At 51.0% G+C, this 14,744-nt stretch carries 16 protein-coding genes; 8 read left to right on the forward strand and 8 right to left on the reverse strand.

Going from position 1 to position 14,744, the window contains the following annotated elements; genetic code table 11:
• Nucleotides 1-123 precede the first annotated feature (123 nt).
• From AC8GE9_RS13440 to AC8GE9_RS13450, 3 genes are read right to left on the reverse strand one after another with little or no spacing between them, the layout of a single operon-like run.
• On the reverse strand, nt 124-1,302 hold the full coding sequence (locus AC8GE9_RS13440; protein ID WP_506677645.1) for a CaiB/BaiF CoA transferase family protein: 1,179 nt from the start codon (nt 1,300-1,302) through the stop codon (nt 124-126).
• A gap of 4 nt (nt 1,303-1,306) precedes the next feature.
• Nucleotides 1,307-2,452 carry an FAS1-like dehydratase domain-containing protein gene (locus AC8GE9_RS13445; RefSeq protein ID WP_506677646.1) on the reverse strand — a complete coding sequence of 382 codons (1,146 nt, stop codon included), beginning with the start codon at nt 2,450-2,452 and terminating at the stop codon, nt 1,307-1,309.
• Between the two features lie 27 nt (nt 2,453-2,479).
• A complete protein-coding gene (locus AC8GE9_RS13450; RefSeq protein ID WP_506677647.1) occupies nt 2,480-4,033 on the reverse strand; it encodes an acetate--CoA ligase in 1,554 nt (517 codons plus the stop codon).
• A gap of 117 nt (nt 4,034-4,150) precedes the next feature.
• Between AC8GE9_RS13450 and AC8GE9_RS13455 the strand changes: the two genes are divergently transcribed.
• Nucleotides 4,151-4,945 (forward strand): IclR family transcriptional regulator, encoded by a 795-nt coding sequence (locus AC8GE9_RS13455; RefSeq protein WP_506677648.1) that lies wholly within the window; start codon nt 4,151-4,153, stop codon nt 4,943-4,945.
• Between the two features lie 34 nt (nt 4,946-4,979).
• A complete protein-coding gene (locus AC8GE9_RS13460; protein ID WP_506677649.1) occupies nt 4,980-5,402 on the forward strand; it encodes a PaaI family thioesterase in 423 nt (140 codons plus the stop codon).
• Here the strand turns inward: AC8GE9_RS13460 and AC8GE9_RS13465 are convergent.
• On the reverse strand, nt 5,391-6,296 hold the full coding sequence (locus AC8GE9_RS13465; protein WP_506677650.1) for a dienelactone hydrolase family protein: 906 nt from the start codon (nt 6,294-6,296) through the stop codon (nt 5,391-5,393). The two genes, AC8GE9_RS13460 and AC8GE9_RS13465, sit on opposite strands and share 12 nt — an antisense overlap.
• A 79-nt stretch (nt 6,297-6,375) precedes the next feature.
• Here AC8GE9_RS13465 and AC8GE9_RS13470 point away from each other — a divergent pair, with 79 nt between their 5' ends.
• Together AC8GE9_RS13470 and AC8GE9_RS13475 are read left to right on the forward strand one after the other, a co-directional pair.
• Complete coding sequence (locus AC8GE9_RS13470; protein WP_506677651.1) at nt 6,376-7,920, forward strand: arylsulfatase; 1,545 nt, start codon at nt 6,376-6,378, stop codon at nt 7,918-7,920.
• 94 nt (nt 7,921-8,014) lie between these two features.
• Entirely contained in the window at nt 8,015-8,989 is a 975-nt protein-coding gene (locus AC8GE9_RS13475; RefSeq protein ID WP_506677652.1) for an HAD family hydrolase, read from the forward strand.
• 17 nt (nt 8,990-9,006) lie between these two features.
• Here AC8GE9_RS13475 and AC8GE9_RS13480 read toward each other — a convergent pair whose 3' ends face one another.
• The 3 genes from AC8GE9_RS13480 to AC8GE9_RS13490 all read right to left on the reverse strand — a co-directional run bounded on the left by AC8GE9_RS13480 (nt 9,007) and on the right by AC8GE9_RS13490 (nt 12,283).
• A complete protein-coding gene (locus AC8GE9_RS13480) occupies nt 9,007-10,260 on the reverse strand; it encodes an anaerobic sulfatase maturase (protein WP_506677653.1) in 1,254 nt (417 codons plus the stop codon).
• 11 nt (nt 10,261-10,271) lie between these two features.
• Complete coding sequence (locus tag AC8GE9_RS13485) at nt 10,272-10,826, reverse strand: lipid-binding SYLF domain-containing protein (protein ID WP_506677654.1); 555 nt, start codon at nt 10,824-10,826, stop codon at nt 10,272-10,274.
• A 344-nt stretch (nt 10,827-11,170) separates the two neighbouring features.
• Entirely contained in the window at nt 11,171-12,283 is a 1,113-nt protein-coding gene (locus AC8GE9_RS13490; protein WP_506677655.1) for an alpha-hydroxy acid oxidase, read from the reverse strand.
• Between the two features lie 112 nt (nt 12,284-12,395).
• Between AC8GE9_RS13490 and AC8GE9_RS13495 the strand changes: the two genes are divergently transcribed.
• Genes AC8GE9_RS13495 through AC8GE9_RS13510 form a run of 4 tightly spaced genes read left to right on the forward strand, consistent with a single transcriptional unit; the run spans nt 12,396 to nt 14,299 of the window.
• Nucleotides 12,396-13,115: an ABC transporter substrate-binding protein gene (locus AC8GE9_RS13495; RefSeq protein ID WP_506677656.1), complete on the forward strand. Its 720-nt coding sequence runs from the start codon at nt 12,396-12,398 to the stop codon at nt 13,113-13,115.
• A gap of 28 nt (nt 13,116-13,143) precedes the next feature.
• Nucleotides 13,144-13,470: an ElaB/YgaM/YqjD family protein gene (locus AC8GE9_RS13500; RefSeq protein ID WP_506677657.1), complete on the forward strand. Its 327-nt coding sequence runs from the start codon at nt 13,144-13,146 to the stop codon at nt 13,468-13,470.
• Nucleotides 13,471-13,476: 6 nt separating this feature from the next.
• Nucleotides 13,477-13,950, forward strand: a complete 474-nt coding sequence (locus AC8GE9_RS13505) for a phage holin family protein (RefSeq protein WP_506677658.1) — start codon at nt 13,477-13,479, stop codon at nt 13,948-13,950.
• A complete protein-coding gene (locus AC8GE9_RS13510; protein WP_506677659.1) occupies nt 13,943-14,299 on the forward strand; it encodes a hypothetical protein in 357 nt (118 codons plus the stop codon). Before AC8GE9_RS13505 ends, AC8GE9_RS13510 begins: the two co-directional genes overlap by 8 nt.
• 19 nt (nt 14,300-14,318) lie before the next feature.
• Here the strand turns inward: AC8GE9_RS13510 and AC8GE9_RS13515 are convergent, their stop codons facing one another.
• Nucleotides 14,319-14,744, reverse strand: a complete 426-nt coding sequence (locus AC8GE9_RS13515; protein WP_506677660.1) for a universal stress protein — start codon at nt 14,742-14,744, stop codon at nt 14,319-14,321.

The raw sequence follows: 14,744 nt of genomic DNA on the forward strand, positions 1-14,744 counted from the left end.
CCATCGTTGTCCGATCGCTTTCCCTAGATAGATCTAAGTTAATTTATGCTAAGTCAACGCCCTTTAGGCGGGGGAGCCCCCTGAACAAGCAAAAAGGGCTGCTGAGCAGACCTTAATTCATTGTCAAATAGGCGACTTTTTAATGATTTCGTCGTTGTGTTCGCCCAGCCTAGGAGGGCGGCAACCGACGTGACCCGGTGTCCCGGAGAGTTTGATCGGTAGGCCAATCCCACGATAGTCTGGACGTTCAATCACCATGTCACGCGCTTTTGCATGTGCTTGTTGCATCGCCTCAGCGACTGTGTTGACCGGACCGGCTGGCACGCCCGCCTCCATCAGGTCCTGACAAAGCTTAGCGCGTGAAAAGTGTTTTAACGCATCCCCCAAAGCATTTCGCAAGGCTGATCTATTCGCTATCCGCTGACTATTTGTTTGAAACAAAGGGTCATTGCAGAGATCTTCGCGCTCGATCAGCTTGCAGAAACGCACGAACTGGGCATCATTCACAATACCTAAGAACATTTGTCCATCACCGACATCGAATCTGTCGTAGGTCGGGATATTTGGATGCGCACTGCCCATCAGATCCGGTACGACGCCAGAGGTCATCCAGTTCAAGCCATGTGGCACAAGCATACTGAGCGCTGTATCAAAAAGAGTTGCCTCCACGCGCTGTCCGCGCTGTGTTGTGGTCCGAGCAAAGAGCGCCATCAAAATGCCGGAAAAAGCGGTGTAGCCCGTCATTTGGTCTACGATCGGAACACCAACGCGCGTCGGTCCTGAGGCGGCGCTACCGTTAATACTCATCACGCCGCACATGGCCTGAAGCACGGCATCGTAGCCAGGCAGGCCGCCGAGGGGACCTGTTTTTCCAAAGCCAGAAATGTTGCAATAGATCAGCTTGGGAAACTGGTCTGCGAGAGCCGTCTCGTAGCCTAAGCCCCATTTTTCCATGGTGCCAGGTAGGAAGTTTTCGATCAGTACATCCGCCTCGGACAGTAACGCAAGGATCACCTGTTGATCTGTTGATTGACCCAGATCGAGACAAATGCCACGCTTGCCACGGTTGAGGGCGGAAAAGTACGCCGCTTGACCTGGCTCGGTAAACGGTGGACCCAGCCGCCTAGTCTCGTCGCCTTGCGCGGACTCCACTTTGATCACGTCTGCACCATGATCAGCGAGCATCTGAGCGCACATTGGACCAGCGACCACCCTAGACAGATCCAACACGCGAACCCCTGCCAAAGACCCCGTGGAGTTGTCCGTACTGCGCCAGGCGTGTGATGTCAGGTGTTCGCTCATAAGATTATCCTCGGCTAGGAAGCTCAACGATACCTGAACCAAGAATGGAAAGCTCATTGTCTTGGTTGTGCGCCTCTTGCGAAATCTCAACAAAGTGGCGCTCGCCTTCTTTGTATTTTTTAACAACCTTGGCTTTGATGAAAATCATGTCGCCTTCGGGATTGTGACGTCTAATCTTGCATTCTGCTTTGCGCAAAAATCCGTCATCGCCCATCCAGTTTGTCAGTTGATGCATCAACCAGGAGCTGCGTTCCGGACCATAGTCGTACGCGCCTGGTGCACCGACTTCGAGTGCGAAGTCTTCCTCCCAATGGACACGCTCGGGCACATCGGGAACGCCAAAGCGGTTCTTGATGCCCACGCCAGGGTGTGCGTCGATCAGTTGCCAGGCGAGTTTATTCGCTCGAATGTAGAGGCCACCCCAGCCTTGGGCGTAAGCGATAAACCCCGTGACGGTCATGGGACCTTTAAATAAAACAGGTAGCGCTTCGCCTTCGGTGACATCTTCCCAATAGCGTGTGTTGGCGCCACGCACTTCCTCGTTCGCGTAGAGCTTATACGCTTCTTTGATTTGCTCATCCGAGTAGGTCACATGCCCCTTTTCATGAACGGACTTGTACTTTGTGCCTTTTTCTCTGGCATGGTCGCGCTCGGTACGAAAGCACCAGGTATCGGCCTCGGCAAGTTTGTCGCCCGTCTGATTAAAGAAATCCACATGATAGATTTGCTGAATGGCCTTGCCGGCAAAACGTGTTTCGTGCTCAATGCAGTCTTTCAAATAAGCTTCGGTGCTGATGACATCGTTTCGCTTGGCATATTTGTGCCAGGTCCAGTCCGAGCCTGACCACATTGCATGCACGCCAGGCAGGCCGCCGACATAACCAGACACGATTCTGCTGGTCGAGTAAAGAAAGCTAGGCAGGGCGACGAGGCCGCCATGTTTAGTTTTTGCAGCATAGTTTGGGTCGCACCAAAGCGGATTGTCATCACCAATGCCGTGCGCGTAGTGACGGATGTTGTCGCGCGTCGCTTCGTAGCACCAGGGCTCAGCGGTTGTCCCGATTTTGACACCGATGCGACGACGCAAATCATCCAAGCCTTGCTCGGTAATTTTAGGAAAACTTCTTTGACCTACAGTGGATGATGACATCAGTGTCTCCAGACTATTGATTGAAATTTAAACTTTGTTGAGCGTTTGTTCCTGCTCTCGTAATTTTTTACGATGCACTTTTCCGGCGGGTGTTTTAGGCAGTTCGTTGACAAAAGCAATCTGACGAGGATATTCGTGCTGGCTGAGCCGGCTGCGCACCAGATGTTGAATTTCATCGATGAACGTTGTATCGCCCGGACGCTTGGTGACGATGAACGCCTTAACTGATTGGCCGCGTAAGGCATCCGCTACCCCAATAGCTGCAGCCTCTGACACGTCAGGGTGTTTGAGTATCGCGTCCTCGATTTCGACCGCGCTCATCGTCCAGCCGGCGGAGATAATGACATCATCGGCGCGCCCGCCATGGAAGAAATAGCCTTCGTCGTCGGTGCGTCCCAGGTCTTTGGTTGGAAGCCACTGGCCTTTGCGCCACACCTTCAGCTCACCCGTGACGCCGGGAGGACAGGGGTGCCCCTTGGCGTCTTGCACTTGAACTTGAGCACCTGGGATAGGTTTGCCGAGCGAGCCATGTTTGACGACAAAATCCGATGCACCCGGATAACTCACCAAGATGACGCCAATTTCAGTCGTGCCATACATGCTGCAGACTCTGATGCCGAAAGTTTGATCAATAAACTCTTCAGTAGCGGTGTCGATAGGTTCGCCAGTGAAGGACATCTTGTTCAAATCATAGGTGTAGCGGTTTGCAACGCCGGCGTTTTTCATCATGCGATAGTGCGTGGCTGCAGCCGAGATGTTGTTGAATCGATGCTCTTGCAAGCTGTTAAGTAGACGTTCGGCATTGAATTTTCCGGCGAAAGCACCCACCGTGAGGCCCAGCGCCATCGGCGCCAGCGTGCCGTGCCATAAACCATGTCCCCAGGCGGGAGAGGAGGGACACATGAAACGATCGCCCGGTCGCAATCCGGTGCCGTAGAGTGCGGCCACCATTAAGGTCACAATGGAGCGATGTTTGTGTTTAACGGCTTCGGGCAGTTCTCGCGTCGTGCCGGACGTATATTGAAAAATCGCGAAATCGTCGGCGCGCGTGTTGCAAGTAAACGAAGTGGGGTATTGCGTCAGCATCGACATAAATTTCTCATCGGCCAACTGTGTTCGTTTGAGCGTTGCAGCGTCGACGATGTCGATTTTCTCGCTGTTGGTCAGCAGCATGGTGGGAGAACAGTCTCTGATTCGAAGCGCCAAGCCATCGGGACCAAACAAGGTAAACAGTGGTACAGCGATCGCGCCCATTTTCATAATGCCGTAGACACAAGCATAAAACGCAAGCGATGGCTCGAGCATTACGGCGACACGATCGCCGGGTTTGACCTGCTGTTGTTGAAGATAATGCGCAAATTGTGAGGACTTTTCAGACAGATCCTTATAGGAAATGATTTCATCAGGGCCATCGGCTCGAACGACGATCAAGGCTGTTTCATGACTATCCGCATATCGATCGACACACTCATGAGCGATATTGAGTCGCTCTCTGTCGCCATCAAAAAGATCCCACAATTTTTCCGAGGAAAAATGCTGTTGCGCGTCCGCATACGACATGTATTCGGTCAGCTTTGTCATGGCTTGTCTCTAAGTTTTTAAATATCAATAATGAAATGAATTTAACGACTGAGACCTTCATTGTCAAATACAAATAGTTATTGTATTAGTACAACAAAATTAGTTATAATTTTAAATATGAAAAAGCTAACCGAAGCGAGCAAATCGTCCACCAGTGCGCCGCGTATTCGGCCTGTCCCCGCGGTTTCGCGGGCGGTTGCGATCCTACGATTTCTTGGGAAAATGCGTACCCCCCTGGGGGTCAATGCGATTGCGCAGGCGCTAGGACTTGTGCCAAGCACTTGCCTGCATATTTTGCGTGCCTTGGCTGAGGAAAAGCTCATCTCCTTTGACCCGATCACAAAACACTATCGACTCGGTGCCGGCATGCTGAGCTTGGCTCGGAGCGCGATGGAGTCAAATGCTTTTCCATTACTCGTTCAACCTGCACTTGATCGCTTATCTACAAAATGGGGTGTCACCGCGATTGGTGTCGATGTGAGCGATCCGGAGCAAATGATCGTGGTCGCGTTGTCACGCTCGAGCATGCCTTTTCGTTTGCATGTCGATGTCGGGAGTGTGTTCCCGGCTTTGTTGAGTGCGACAGGCAGGCTGGTGGCGGCCTTTGGTGGGCAATCTCAGACCGATATCAAAAAGCGCTTTTCAACATTACGTTGGGATAAACCTGTGAAATATGAAGACTGGAACAAGGAAGTTGTTTTTGCCAAAAAAAACCATTTCAGTCTGGATCGAAATACTTACATCGCAGGCGTGTCTATTGCAGCGGTCCCCGTACTCTCGCCAACGGGCAAAATTTCGCACACGATTGTTTGTGCGAGCCTCATGGATGCGCTGAACAAAACTGAAATACAAAAATTGATCAAGGAGATGCAGTTAGAGGCTCGCATCGTGACAGACCAAGTTTTTGTTTAAAAATAACAGGAATTTAAAAATAATAGGAGGAAACATGAGCGGACCATTTAATCCCGAGCACGCAGGATGGAAAGCATGTCGCACTGCAGGATTTTATTCAACGATAGGCACACTTTGGTCAAAAAAAAATACGGCATCTTGGGACTACGGCTTACTTCTTGCGCCCCAGCATGAAAATTCGCTCGGCATCGCACATGGTGGCGTATTGATGTCATTTATGGATCAGGCTATCAGCATGATTGCTTGGAGTGAGGCGGATCGCCAGCCCAGTGCAACGATCCAGCTCGACACGCATTTCCTCGCTCCCGCAAAAGCCGGTGAGTTCGTGGTCGCGCGTGTTCAAGTCACAAGAAAAAGCGCGAGTCTGATTTTTCTGCGTGGAACATTATGTGTCGAGGACCGAGAAATCATGACTGCACAGGGTCTGATGAAAATTGTTCGCCGCTCAACGGATTGAATAAGAAAGTTGCTCCAGAATCATTTTCAGTTTGTCGTAGGCGTCCGCTCTTGAAGCGGGGTGCGGACCGGCATGTACACCTTCACCTGGATTGACGCCATTCGGGACATCGCGTCGCAAACGCACTTGACCCGTTGGACTATCAAAGCCATGATGCGCCTCCGGATACACAAATAACTGTGCTCCGATGCGTTCCCCAAGCGCGATGCATGGTTTCGGGGGCGTCCAGTCATCCTTGCCTCCGATAAAGAGCGTGAGGGGGACGCGTGTTTGGTAATCGCGCGCTAACTGTTGTGAACAGCCAGGATAAAAAGCCACAGCCTGATCAATGAGGTTTTCGACGCGATAGGCGGAACCAACTGAAGTTTCTGTTTTAGGCGTTTCAATGGTTTGTAATACCGTCGTCCCACCATTTGACCACCCTAATAAAACGCTTTTGAGAGGGCTTGGTGTTGTATGCGGCTGCCCAGCCTCAAGCCAGTTTTGCGCCTTGACCCAGTTCGCAGTGGCTAGAGCATCCATTTTTCTATGACTTTGTTTGATGGTGCGCTCTGAAAATTTCTGCGTGCAAATCTCTCTACGACCACGAAGCGTAAAACTATCAGGAAAAACGGCGATCCAATCCAAGTCATTGGCAAATTTGGCCATTCCTGCATGTCGAGAGGAGAGTTTGTCGCCGTTTTGTGTGTTGGTGGAAAGCAAGCCTCCGCAACCGTGTAGGGCAATAAGTACGCCTTTCGGTGTATTTATGGGTAGGAAGACGTGCAGAGATATGTCTTGTTGCTGCGGTAGAGTCAGCTTGGTCTGATATGCCCGCTCAGCGGCATAAACAGGCGGTGTAAGCGCATAAAAATAAACGATCATGCACAATAAAAGATGTTTGATATTTGACAATTGTGTTCCAATAAAAGAGTTCGTAACGCTTTATCAATAATTGCATCAAAATGTTGCATCCGACGACCGGAGAGTGAATATGAAATTTACGCTAAAAAAGAGCACGATGGCGCTTGCTGTGGCTTTTGGCGCACTAGTTTCGACGCAAGCGCTTGCTCAAAAACAACCTAATGTTCTGATCCTGTGGGGTGATGATATTGGCCAGTTCAATATCAGCGCTTACAACCATGGAATGATGGGCTACAAAACGCCCAATATTGACAGCATTGCCAAGCAAGGTGCTCTCTTCACGGACTGGTACGGACAGCAGAGTAGTACGGCTGGACGTGCTGCCTTCATTACAGGACAGTCACCGATCCGTACAGGTCTGACAAAAGTCGGCCTGCCAGGCACACCTGAAGGGATGCGTAAAGAGGATCCAACGCTCGCAACGCTCCTAAAAGCCCGTGGCTACAAGACAGGACAGTTCGGTAAGAATCACCTCGGTGATCGCGACGACATGTTACCGACTGCACACGGATTTGATGAGTTTTTTGGCAATCTCTATCACCTGAACGCCGAAGAAGAACCAGAGAATCCAGACTACCCAAAAGACCCAGAGTTCAAAAAGAAATTCGGTCCTCGCGGTGTGATCCATAGCTTTGCGGGTGGCGCGATCAAGGATACGGGTCCCTTGACACGTAAGCGCATGGAGACGATTGATGACGAGGTGATGGTCAAGACGATCGACTTTATGGAACGTGCGAAAAAAGAAGATAAACCCTTCTTCATCTGGTGGAACTCCACCCGCATGCATATCTTTACGCATCTGAAGGAAGCCTCAAGAGGCAAGACAGGCCTGGGCGTCTATGCAGACGGTATGGTCGAGCATGACGGTCACGTAGGCCAGATTCTTGCCAAACTCAAAGAGCTCGGACTCGATGAGAACACTATCATTATGTATTCGACCGACAATGGAGCAGAAACCTTTACCTGGCCCGACGGCGGCACCACGATGTTCCGTGGCGAAAAGAATACCAACTGGGAAGGTGGTTATCGCGTTCCGGCGATGATCAAGTGGCCCGGCGTGATCAAGCCTGGCACGATCAACAACAATATTGCCGCGCATGAAGATATGGTTCCAACTCTGTTGGCCGCGGCGGGTGACAAGACTGTCAAACAAGAGCTGCTCAAGGGCCGCAAAATTGGCGACATGACTTACAAGGTCCATCTAGATGGCTACGACCTCGGTCCCGCGTTGAAAGACGAGAAGCAAGTTTGGCCGCGTCGCGAGTTTATTTACTGGACCGATGATGGCAGCGTGGCGGCTTTGCGTTACGACAACTGGAAGGTCACGTTCTTGCAGCAAGATGCTGAGGGCATGGAGGTTTGGCAAAAACCTTTCACTCAGTTACGTGCCCCTACGCTGACCAACTTGCGTATGGATCCGTTCGAGCGCGCGCAAAAGGAGCATGCAATGGGTTACCAGCGTTGGTATCTGGATCGTATGTTCGCGATCGCTCCAGCAGGAGCCTATGTAGGCAATTGGCTGCAGAGCTTCCGTGAGTTCCCTCCTCGCCAGAAACCAGGGAGCTTTAACCTCGATCGCGTCATGGAAGCTGTGATGCGTTCGCAGCAAAACTAAGGAGCTCAAGCGCAGTTGAGCACATCAGCGTTTTATACTCACTCCGCCCTGATCAGGCGGAGTTTTTTATTGATCGTAGAGAGGTGATTTTTTAATGAAGAAAATGATTGCGGGTCTATTGATATGTGTTGCATTCAATGCCTTCGCTCAAGGACTGCTGCCTTCTTGGATTGAGGGTCCAAGCAAACAAGCTTTGATCAGTTTTATCGACAAAACCACAACGCAGGGAAGTGCTGATTACATACCCGTTCCAGAACGTATCGCGGTATTTGATAACGATGGCACCCTCTGGAGCGAACAACCCATTTATGTTCAGATCGCTTTCACTTTTGATCGCATCAAAGCGCTTGCGCCTCAGCATCCAGCCTGGAAGACCACGCAGCCATTTAAAGCAGTTCTTGAAGATGATTTAAAAGCTGTGCTCGCCACAGGTCATAAGGGCCTCTTTGAACTCATCGCTGCGACGCATGCCGGCGTCGACACTGAAACTTTCCGCAGCACGGTCGAGCAGTGGCTAAAGACCGCGCGTCATCCTAAAACAGGACGTCCATACACGGAGATGATCTATCAGCCGATGCTGGAGTTACTCGCGCATCTGGAGGCGCGTGGCTATAAAAATTATATCGTTTCGGGTGGAGGCATTGAGTTTATGCGACCTTGGACCGAGAGGGTCTATGGCATTCCTCCTGAACGCGTCATTGGAAGCTCCATCAAGTCCAAATTCGAGATTGTCGATGGCACCCCTAAAATCATTGGTTTGCCCCAGTTGCAATTCATCGATGATGGCCCGAATAAACCCATCGCGATTCAAGAACGTATTGGGCGGCGCCCAGTGATGGCCTTTGGTAATTCAGATGGAGATCATGAAATGCTGATGTGGACGACAGCCGCTAAAGGGCCCCGCTTTGGTATGTTGATCCGTCATACCGACGATATCCGCGAGGTGGCTTACGATCGTCATTCACCCATTGGAAAACTTGAAAAAACACTCGATATGGCGCCAGAGAAAGGCTGGGTCGTCGTGGATATGAAGAAAGAATGGAAAGAGATTTTCCCACCGAAGAAATAGAAACTTCTTAGGTGGCTTTATTTGGGTAGACGACCCAAGTGCCTGAGAATACGAACCACATCGGGACCGATGTGGTCGTAAAAGTGATAGAGGCCGGAGCAGAGATAGTTCATTCCGGATTCGCCATCACGACTTTTGATGAGTCTGTTTTTTGGACACTCACCCCAGCAGAGTTGGAGATAGTCACAAGAGCGACACTGCTTGGGCAAAGTGTCGCGCTTGTCCATCCCGAATTTTTCTTGCACGACAGAAAATGCCATGTCACCCAGATGCGTTTGTGCGATATTGCCGAGGCGGTATTCAGGGTAAACAAAGTGATCGCAGGAGTACACCTCACCGTCGTGTTCTACGGCGAGTCCTTTGCCACAAAATTCTGCTTGCGTGCATGTCTGGGCGGGCATTCCCGCCGCTTGTGCGATCGCTGTTTCAAATAGATTGACATGAATACGACCGAAATCCGTCGCAAGCCATTCATCCCAAACACCCGATAAAAACGTGCCATAGTCATCAGGATCGACGGACCAGTCTGTCACGATCGATAAGGGATGGCCTGGCTTGGCACGTGCCGAATCTTGTAGGGGCGCAGAAGAAAAATCCATTTTTCCAGGCGCAGACTCTTTGAACGCACGAGGTTCAACGGCAGGGTTGAACTGCACCCGCCAACTGCCGACTTCATCGACCAAAAAGCGATAAACCTCTTTTGGGTGTTTGGCATTTGCGCGATTCACGACACACAGTGCTGCAAAAGATACGTCGGCAGCGACGAGTTTGCGGGCAGCACTCATCACCAAATCGAACGTGGGTTTGTTATTACGCGTTTTTCTATAACGATCGTGTAGCTCCCGCGGACCATCAATGGAAAGTCCAACGTGAAAATGATTTATTTTAAGGAAAGCGATCCACGCATCATCCAGCGCAATGCCATTTGTTTGCAAGTCGTTTTCGATACGCTGACCTGGCTTGGCGTACTTAGCTTGTAATTCGACGACACGCTCATAAAAGGGCAACCCCATCAAGGTGGGTTCACCACCCTGCCAGGAAAACACGACCTGTTCGCCTGTCTGACTTTCGATGTATTGGCGGATGTGCTGCTCAAGGGTGGGATCATCCATCCGCGCATGCGGCTTATGTTCGAGCAGATCTGTTTTATGCAGATAAAAACAATAATCGCAATCGATATTGCACTCCGCGCCGGAGGGTTTGTTCATCGCATGAAAGCGATAGTGCCGGCCAGCGGGGAGTGGAGGTAACTTTAGCTCAGGCGTTTGCACGGAGAGGGTGCTTACTTGTTGATTTTCGTAATCTTGTTGCCTTGAATGCCAACACCTGCCATCAACCCTTTTTGTCCGAACACAAAGGCGTAAATATCTTTTTGCATGGTGGTGGTCGTCATGGAGTTCGCCATGCCTTGGTCAATCACAACAACACTGGGGCCGACGCCAACCTCGAAACCTTCGGCGACATTCAGGGCGTTAATGGACGCCTCGGTCATGAAAAACATGGCATAACCATACTCTTGAGCGCCCGCCTGAAAACCAAAAGAGGCGCCACCCGTATTGTAAAACGCAGCAGCCTTGTCGCCGCGCCACAGGACGCCCTCGCCATACTGGCCACCGACCATGAAGCCAGCTTTTTTGATGCTAGGGAAAACTAAAATTGCGGCTGCTTTAGTGCTGAGCTCTTTGGCGATAGCATTTTGTGAAATCAGGGCGTTGAGTGAGGCACGTGAATTGCGTTCCAATGCGGCGCGAGTCTCTGCGTGAGCGCTCGAAGCGAAAATTGTGGAGATTGAAAGGATCAGGATTGAAAAAGCGTTACGAAGCGAAAGTGTCAGCATGATGAATTTTTGAGTTGATTAATGTGTAGTCGCTGGATAGCGTATAAAGTCTCAACGTGAGGTAAATAGAATACACGTAACTTTAATCGTTGGATACTATTTCCTGCTCCCGGAATGGAGCCAAAGCTCTACAAGGCCCAAGAATAGTCATCGTGACAATGGCTGCACGCAGGCTGGCCTGAGTTCCGAGCCTTGGATACGCCGTGCGCGTGCCAGTTGGTGTACGCTGAGGTGTATCAGGTGGTGATTTTGCGTTTTGAACGCTCGTTGATATAGACAATCAACGCAGCGATACCTGCGAAAATCGCAACAACCTAAGCGAGCTCTACGTTAAACACCTTGCTTTAGTAAAAGGACTTTTCCTCGATAGACAGAAGAGGGAAGGCGCTGAGAGCACTGGAGGGCTCAAGCGCTTGTACAGTGTGTAGATAGCTTGTATTGAGCTCTTGCAAACTGTTTACACCTAAAAGCCCGAGACAAATATTGACTTCGGCTTCGAGGAGTTCAAGCATGCGAACCAGACCCGCTGAGCCGTCGGCCGCGAGCCCCAAACACTGCATGCGACCCATGCCCACCATGTCAGCGCCGGCTGCAATCGCCTTGACGAGATCCGTGCCGCGATTAATGCCTCCGTCGACGATGATGGTCGCTTGTTTATTGACCGCGTTGACAACCTCGGGCAAGACGTCCATCGAACCTCTGCCGTGATCGAGTTGTCGACCGCCATGATTGGAGACATACACCATATCGACGCCATGCTCGACCGCCATCTTGGCATCTTCTGCCGTGGCAATTCCTTTTAAGATCAAGGGGACTTTAAGTTTTGCTTTCAGACGATCGACATCGCGCCAAGTCAGACGAGGCTGATGCTCGCGACCAGGTACTGCGCTGCGTCGAATATTACGCTTCGCAAGATCTCTTTCGCGGCGACTATAAATGGCGGTATCTACAGTTAAACAAAACGCTGCGTTGCCTGTGGCCTGCGCGCGGTCGGCGATTTCGTCGACCCAGGCCGGATCGCCGTGCACGTAAAGTTGAAAAAGTCTAAGCGCGTCGGGAGCCGCTTGTTGAACAGCCTCAAGACCGGGTTCGCAGACAGAGCTCAGCATGTGCGCCACGCCGAACTCTCCCGCTGCTCGCGCGGCGGCAGCGCCCGCTTCGGGGGCGAATAACTCAAGGCTTCCGACGGGTGCCAAAATAACGGGCAGTCGCAATGCGCGACCTAAAAAGGAAGTGCCAGCCGAGACGTGGCTCACATCCCTGAGCACCCTGGGCCGAAAGGCGAGCGCATCCAGCGCGGCTCTGTTGCGACGCAAGGTTGTTTCCGTTTCGGTACCGCCCACGATATAGTCCCAATGATCATGATTGAGTTTTTGGCGCGCTTTTTGAACAATTTCGTGTAGTGTTAAAAAGGTATGTATCGAGGGTGCGGAGTTTTTTTGTGTTGGGCTGGTCATGTTTAAATTACTAGCTTTTTAAGTATGATGGTTTACCATTAAGTTAGGCGGCGGGATGTCATTTGTCAACAGCGCGCCCAAGATTTCATGCCACAACTTTTTGGTGACTGCGATGCATCAACAACTTCTATCAGAAATTGCTCCAACAGGTAAGCTTAGAGCCGGAATTAATTTACTTAATTTTTTACTCGTGACGGGTAAGGCAACCGACGGCTCTCCCGAGGGCGTTGCGCCGGACATGGCGTATGCGATCGCCCAAAAGCTGGGTGTAGAGCTCGAGTTAGTTCCATTTGCTTCGCCAGGCGAGCTTGCGGATGCTGCGCTTGATGGTGTTTGGGACATCGGTTTAATTGGTTCCGAGCCTAAGCGCGCCGAGAAAATTGATTTCACTTCTGCGTATGTCGAAATCGAAGCCACATATTTAGTCCCTGCGGGTTCGTCGCTGCGCCATGCGAGTGAGGTCGATCGGCCAGGTCACCGCATCGCAGTCGCGGCACGTAGCGCTTATGACTTATGGTTGGTTAGAAATATAAAGCATGCGAAATTAATGCACGCCGAAGGTTTTGATGCGACACTGGAGTTATTCCTTTCCCAAAAGCTCGAGGCGTTGGCGAGTCTTAAACCAGGTTTGTTGCAGGATGTGGAAAAGATTCCAGGATCCAGGATCCTCGACGGCCAGTTCACCGCGGTACAGCAATCAGTTGGCGTACCAAAAGGGCGATCAGAAGCCGCGAAATGGTTGCAGGTTTTTGTTCAAGAGACCAAGGCCTCCGGTTTCGTGGCGGATTTGATTGCCAAACATCGAGTTAAAGGGCTTTCGGTTGCACCATAAATCTTGCAGTTTATCGATGGAGAGCAAAATGAAACAGACCCAAGCAACTACCACAGAGACTTCCGCTCAGGAAAAGCTTCTAGCGGGAATGAAAGCCGCCTTGGACGAAGCGGAGGGTTTTCTCAGAGATGCCGCTGACGCCAGTGGTGAGCAGGCAACTGAGCTAAGAGCTAAGGCCGTAGAATCATTGCGCTCGACCCGTGAAGCTTTGCATGACACCAAAATTTCAGCTGTTCGCGAGGGCAAGCGCGTCGCTCGCGAAGCAGACGAATATGTGCATGATAATCCCTGGCAAGCAATCGCAGCCGCAGGCGTGATTGGTCTTGTTGTTGGTTTATTGATTAGCCGACGTTAAGCTGACATGAGCATCCGTGAAAACCTGAGTGTGGTGGCGAGCGACGTCGTCGCGATGCTGCGCACTCGCGTCGAACTTTTTAGCGCAGAAGTCGCCGAGCAGAAACATCGACTGTTTACAATGGCCGCCATGTTGCTTGCGGCTGGATTATTCTTGTTGCTTGCGATCGTGGTGGCATCGTTCTTGGTGATTGCGTTTTTTTGGGCGACTGAATACCGTTACTGGGCGATTGGTCTTCTGTCGCTTACGTATGCTGCGACTGGATTGACGTTGATCTTGATCGTATGTCGTCGGGTTAAAACCGAACCTGCCCCTTTTGCAGCCACGCTTGAAGAACTCCACCGAGACTTGGTGGTGCTGGGTCAATTGCGCGAATCCTTTGTCGAGGGTGTGCGTGACCCAGGGACTCCTTCAGAGACCTCCATGGAGAGTTTCACAGGAACTCAGGTGTATCAACAAAGGCGGGGGCACCATGAGTGAGCGTCGTATTGTGTTGCCTGCAAGACAAGCACACATTGAGTATCTGCGCACGCGCGCAGCTTACGAAAGGCAAGCCCTTTCATTTCATACTGCGCAGCTTGGACGCGGCCTCAGTCCGAAAAGATGGCTAGCTGGGCTGATGCGATCAAATCACGTGGCTGACTCTGGCGATCAAGTTGGGTTGAGTCGCATATTAGGTAAGGGATTTTCGCTAGCTGCACAATATCCCTATTTGACAGCAGCGATCTCTTCGCTGCTGGTGGGTAAGCGATGGCGTTGGGTAAAGTTGGCCGGTATCGGCATCGGGATTCTGCGTGCATATGTGGGATCGAATACGCCTAAGCCATAGCGTGGATATGCGCAGATTCCTAAAGCACTTTGCAACGACTATCTGCCAGTCGAATCATTGATTCGACGCGTGTGGTCAAGGAACCAAACAGCAAGTCAAATATCCAGTTTCCGGTTGTGGGGCCCAAAATGATTTGGGGACAGAAAAGCTCCTTGGCGAACTTTACGATCTCTGTTGCCTTATCCCCCGTTCTGACATGACAGTTATACGTAATATTTGTCAGATCCAAAGCCCGTCTCATCGGAGCGAGAGATAAGTTTGCGTCTTCATCCTTAAAAGAATTGAGATCTCGCACAGTGAAAAAGAGTCTGACAAGGCTTGTGTATCTGGGTTGAACACTGAGTAAATGAACGCGAACAGCTTCACGTTGATGGATCTTTTGCAGATGATTCACAAGCCAAGTGACATCTTGTCCCTCTTGCATAGGGACTAAAATATTCGCCAT

The organism is Zwartia lucis (assembly GCF_965234455.1).
Classification (GTDB): domain Bacteria; phylum Pseudomonadota; class Gammaproteobacteria; order Burkholderiales; family Burkholderiaceae_B; genus Zwartia; species Zwartia lucis.

Excerpts from the sequence above, each read along its gene's own strand:
- AC8GE9_RS13460 (WP_506677649.1), top strand. The coding sequence starts at position 4,980 with ATGAGCGGACCATTTAATCCCGAGCACGCAGGATGGAAAGCATGTCGC.
- AC8GE9_RS13485 (WP_506677654.1), bottom strand. The coding sequence starts at position 10,826 with ATGCTGACACTTTCGCTTCGTAACGCTTTTTCAATCCTGATCCTTTCA.
- AC8GE9_RS13500 (WP_506677657.1), top strand. The coding sequence starts at position 13,144 with ATGAAACAGACCCAAGCAACTACCACAGAGACTTCCGCTCAGGAAAAG.
- AC8GE9_RS13455 (WP_506677648.1), top strand. The coding sequence starts at position 4,151 with ATGAAAAAGCTAACCGAAGCGAGCAAATCGTCCACCAGTGCGCCGCGT.
- AC8GE9_RS13440 (WP_506677645.1), bottom strand. The coding sequence starts at position 1,302 with ATGAGCGAACACCTGACATCACACGCCTGGCGCAGTACGGACAACTCC.
- AC8GE9_RS13505 (WP_506677658.1), top strand. The coding sequence starts at position 13,477 with ATGAGCATCCGTGAAAACCTGAGTGTGGTGGCGAGCGACGTCGTCGCG.
- AC8GE9_RS13510 (WP_506677659.1), top strand. The coding sequence starts at position 13,943 with ATGAGTGAGCGTCGTATTGTGTTGCCTGCAAGACAAGCACACATTGAG.
- AC8GE9_RS13490 (WP_506677655.1), bottom strand. The coding sequence starts at position 12,283 with ATGACCAGCCCAACACAAAAAAACTCCGCACCCTCGATACATACCTTT.
- AC8GE9_RS13495 (WP_506677656.1), top strand. The coding sequence starts at position 12,396 with ATGCATCAACAACTTCTATCAGAAATTGCTCCAACAGGTAAGCTTAGA.
- AC8GE9_RS13450 (WP_506677647.1), bottom strand. The coding sequence starts at position 4,033 with ATGACAAAGCTGACCGAATACATGTCGTATGCGGACGCGCAACAGCAT.
- AC8GE9_RS13470 (WP_506677651.1), top strand. The coding sequence starts at position 6,376 with ATGAAATTTACGCTAAAAAAGAGCACGATGGCGCTTGCTGTGGCTTTT.
- AC8GE9_RS13515 (WP_506677660.1), bottom strand. The coding sequence starts at position 14,744 with ATGGCGAATATTTTAGTCCCTATGCAAGAGGGACAAGATGTCACTTGG.
- AC8GE9_RS13475 (WP_506677652.1), top strand. The coding sequence starts at position 8,015 with ATGAAGAAAATGATTGCGGGTCTATTGATATGTGTTGCATTCAATGCC.
- AC8GE9_RS13445 (WP_506677646.1), bottom strand. The coding sequence starts at position 2,452 with ATGTCATCATCCACTGTAGGTCAAAGAAGTTTTCCTAAAATTACCGAG.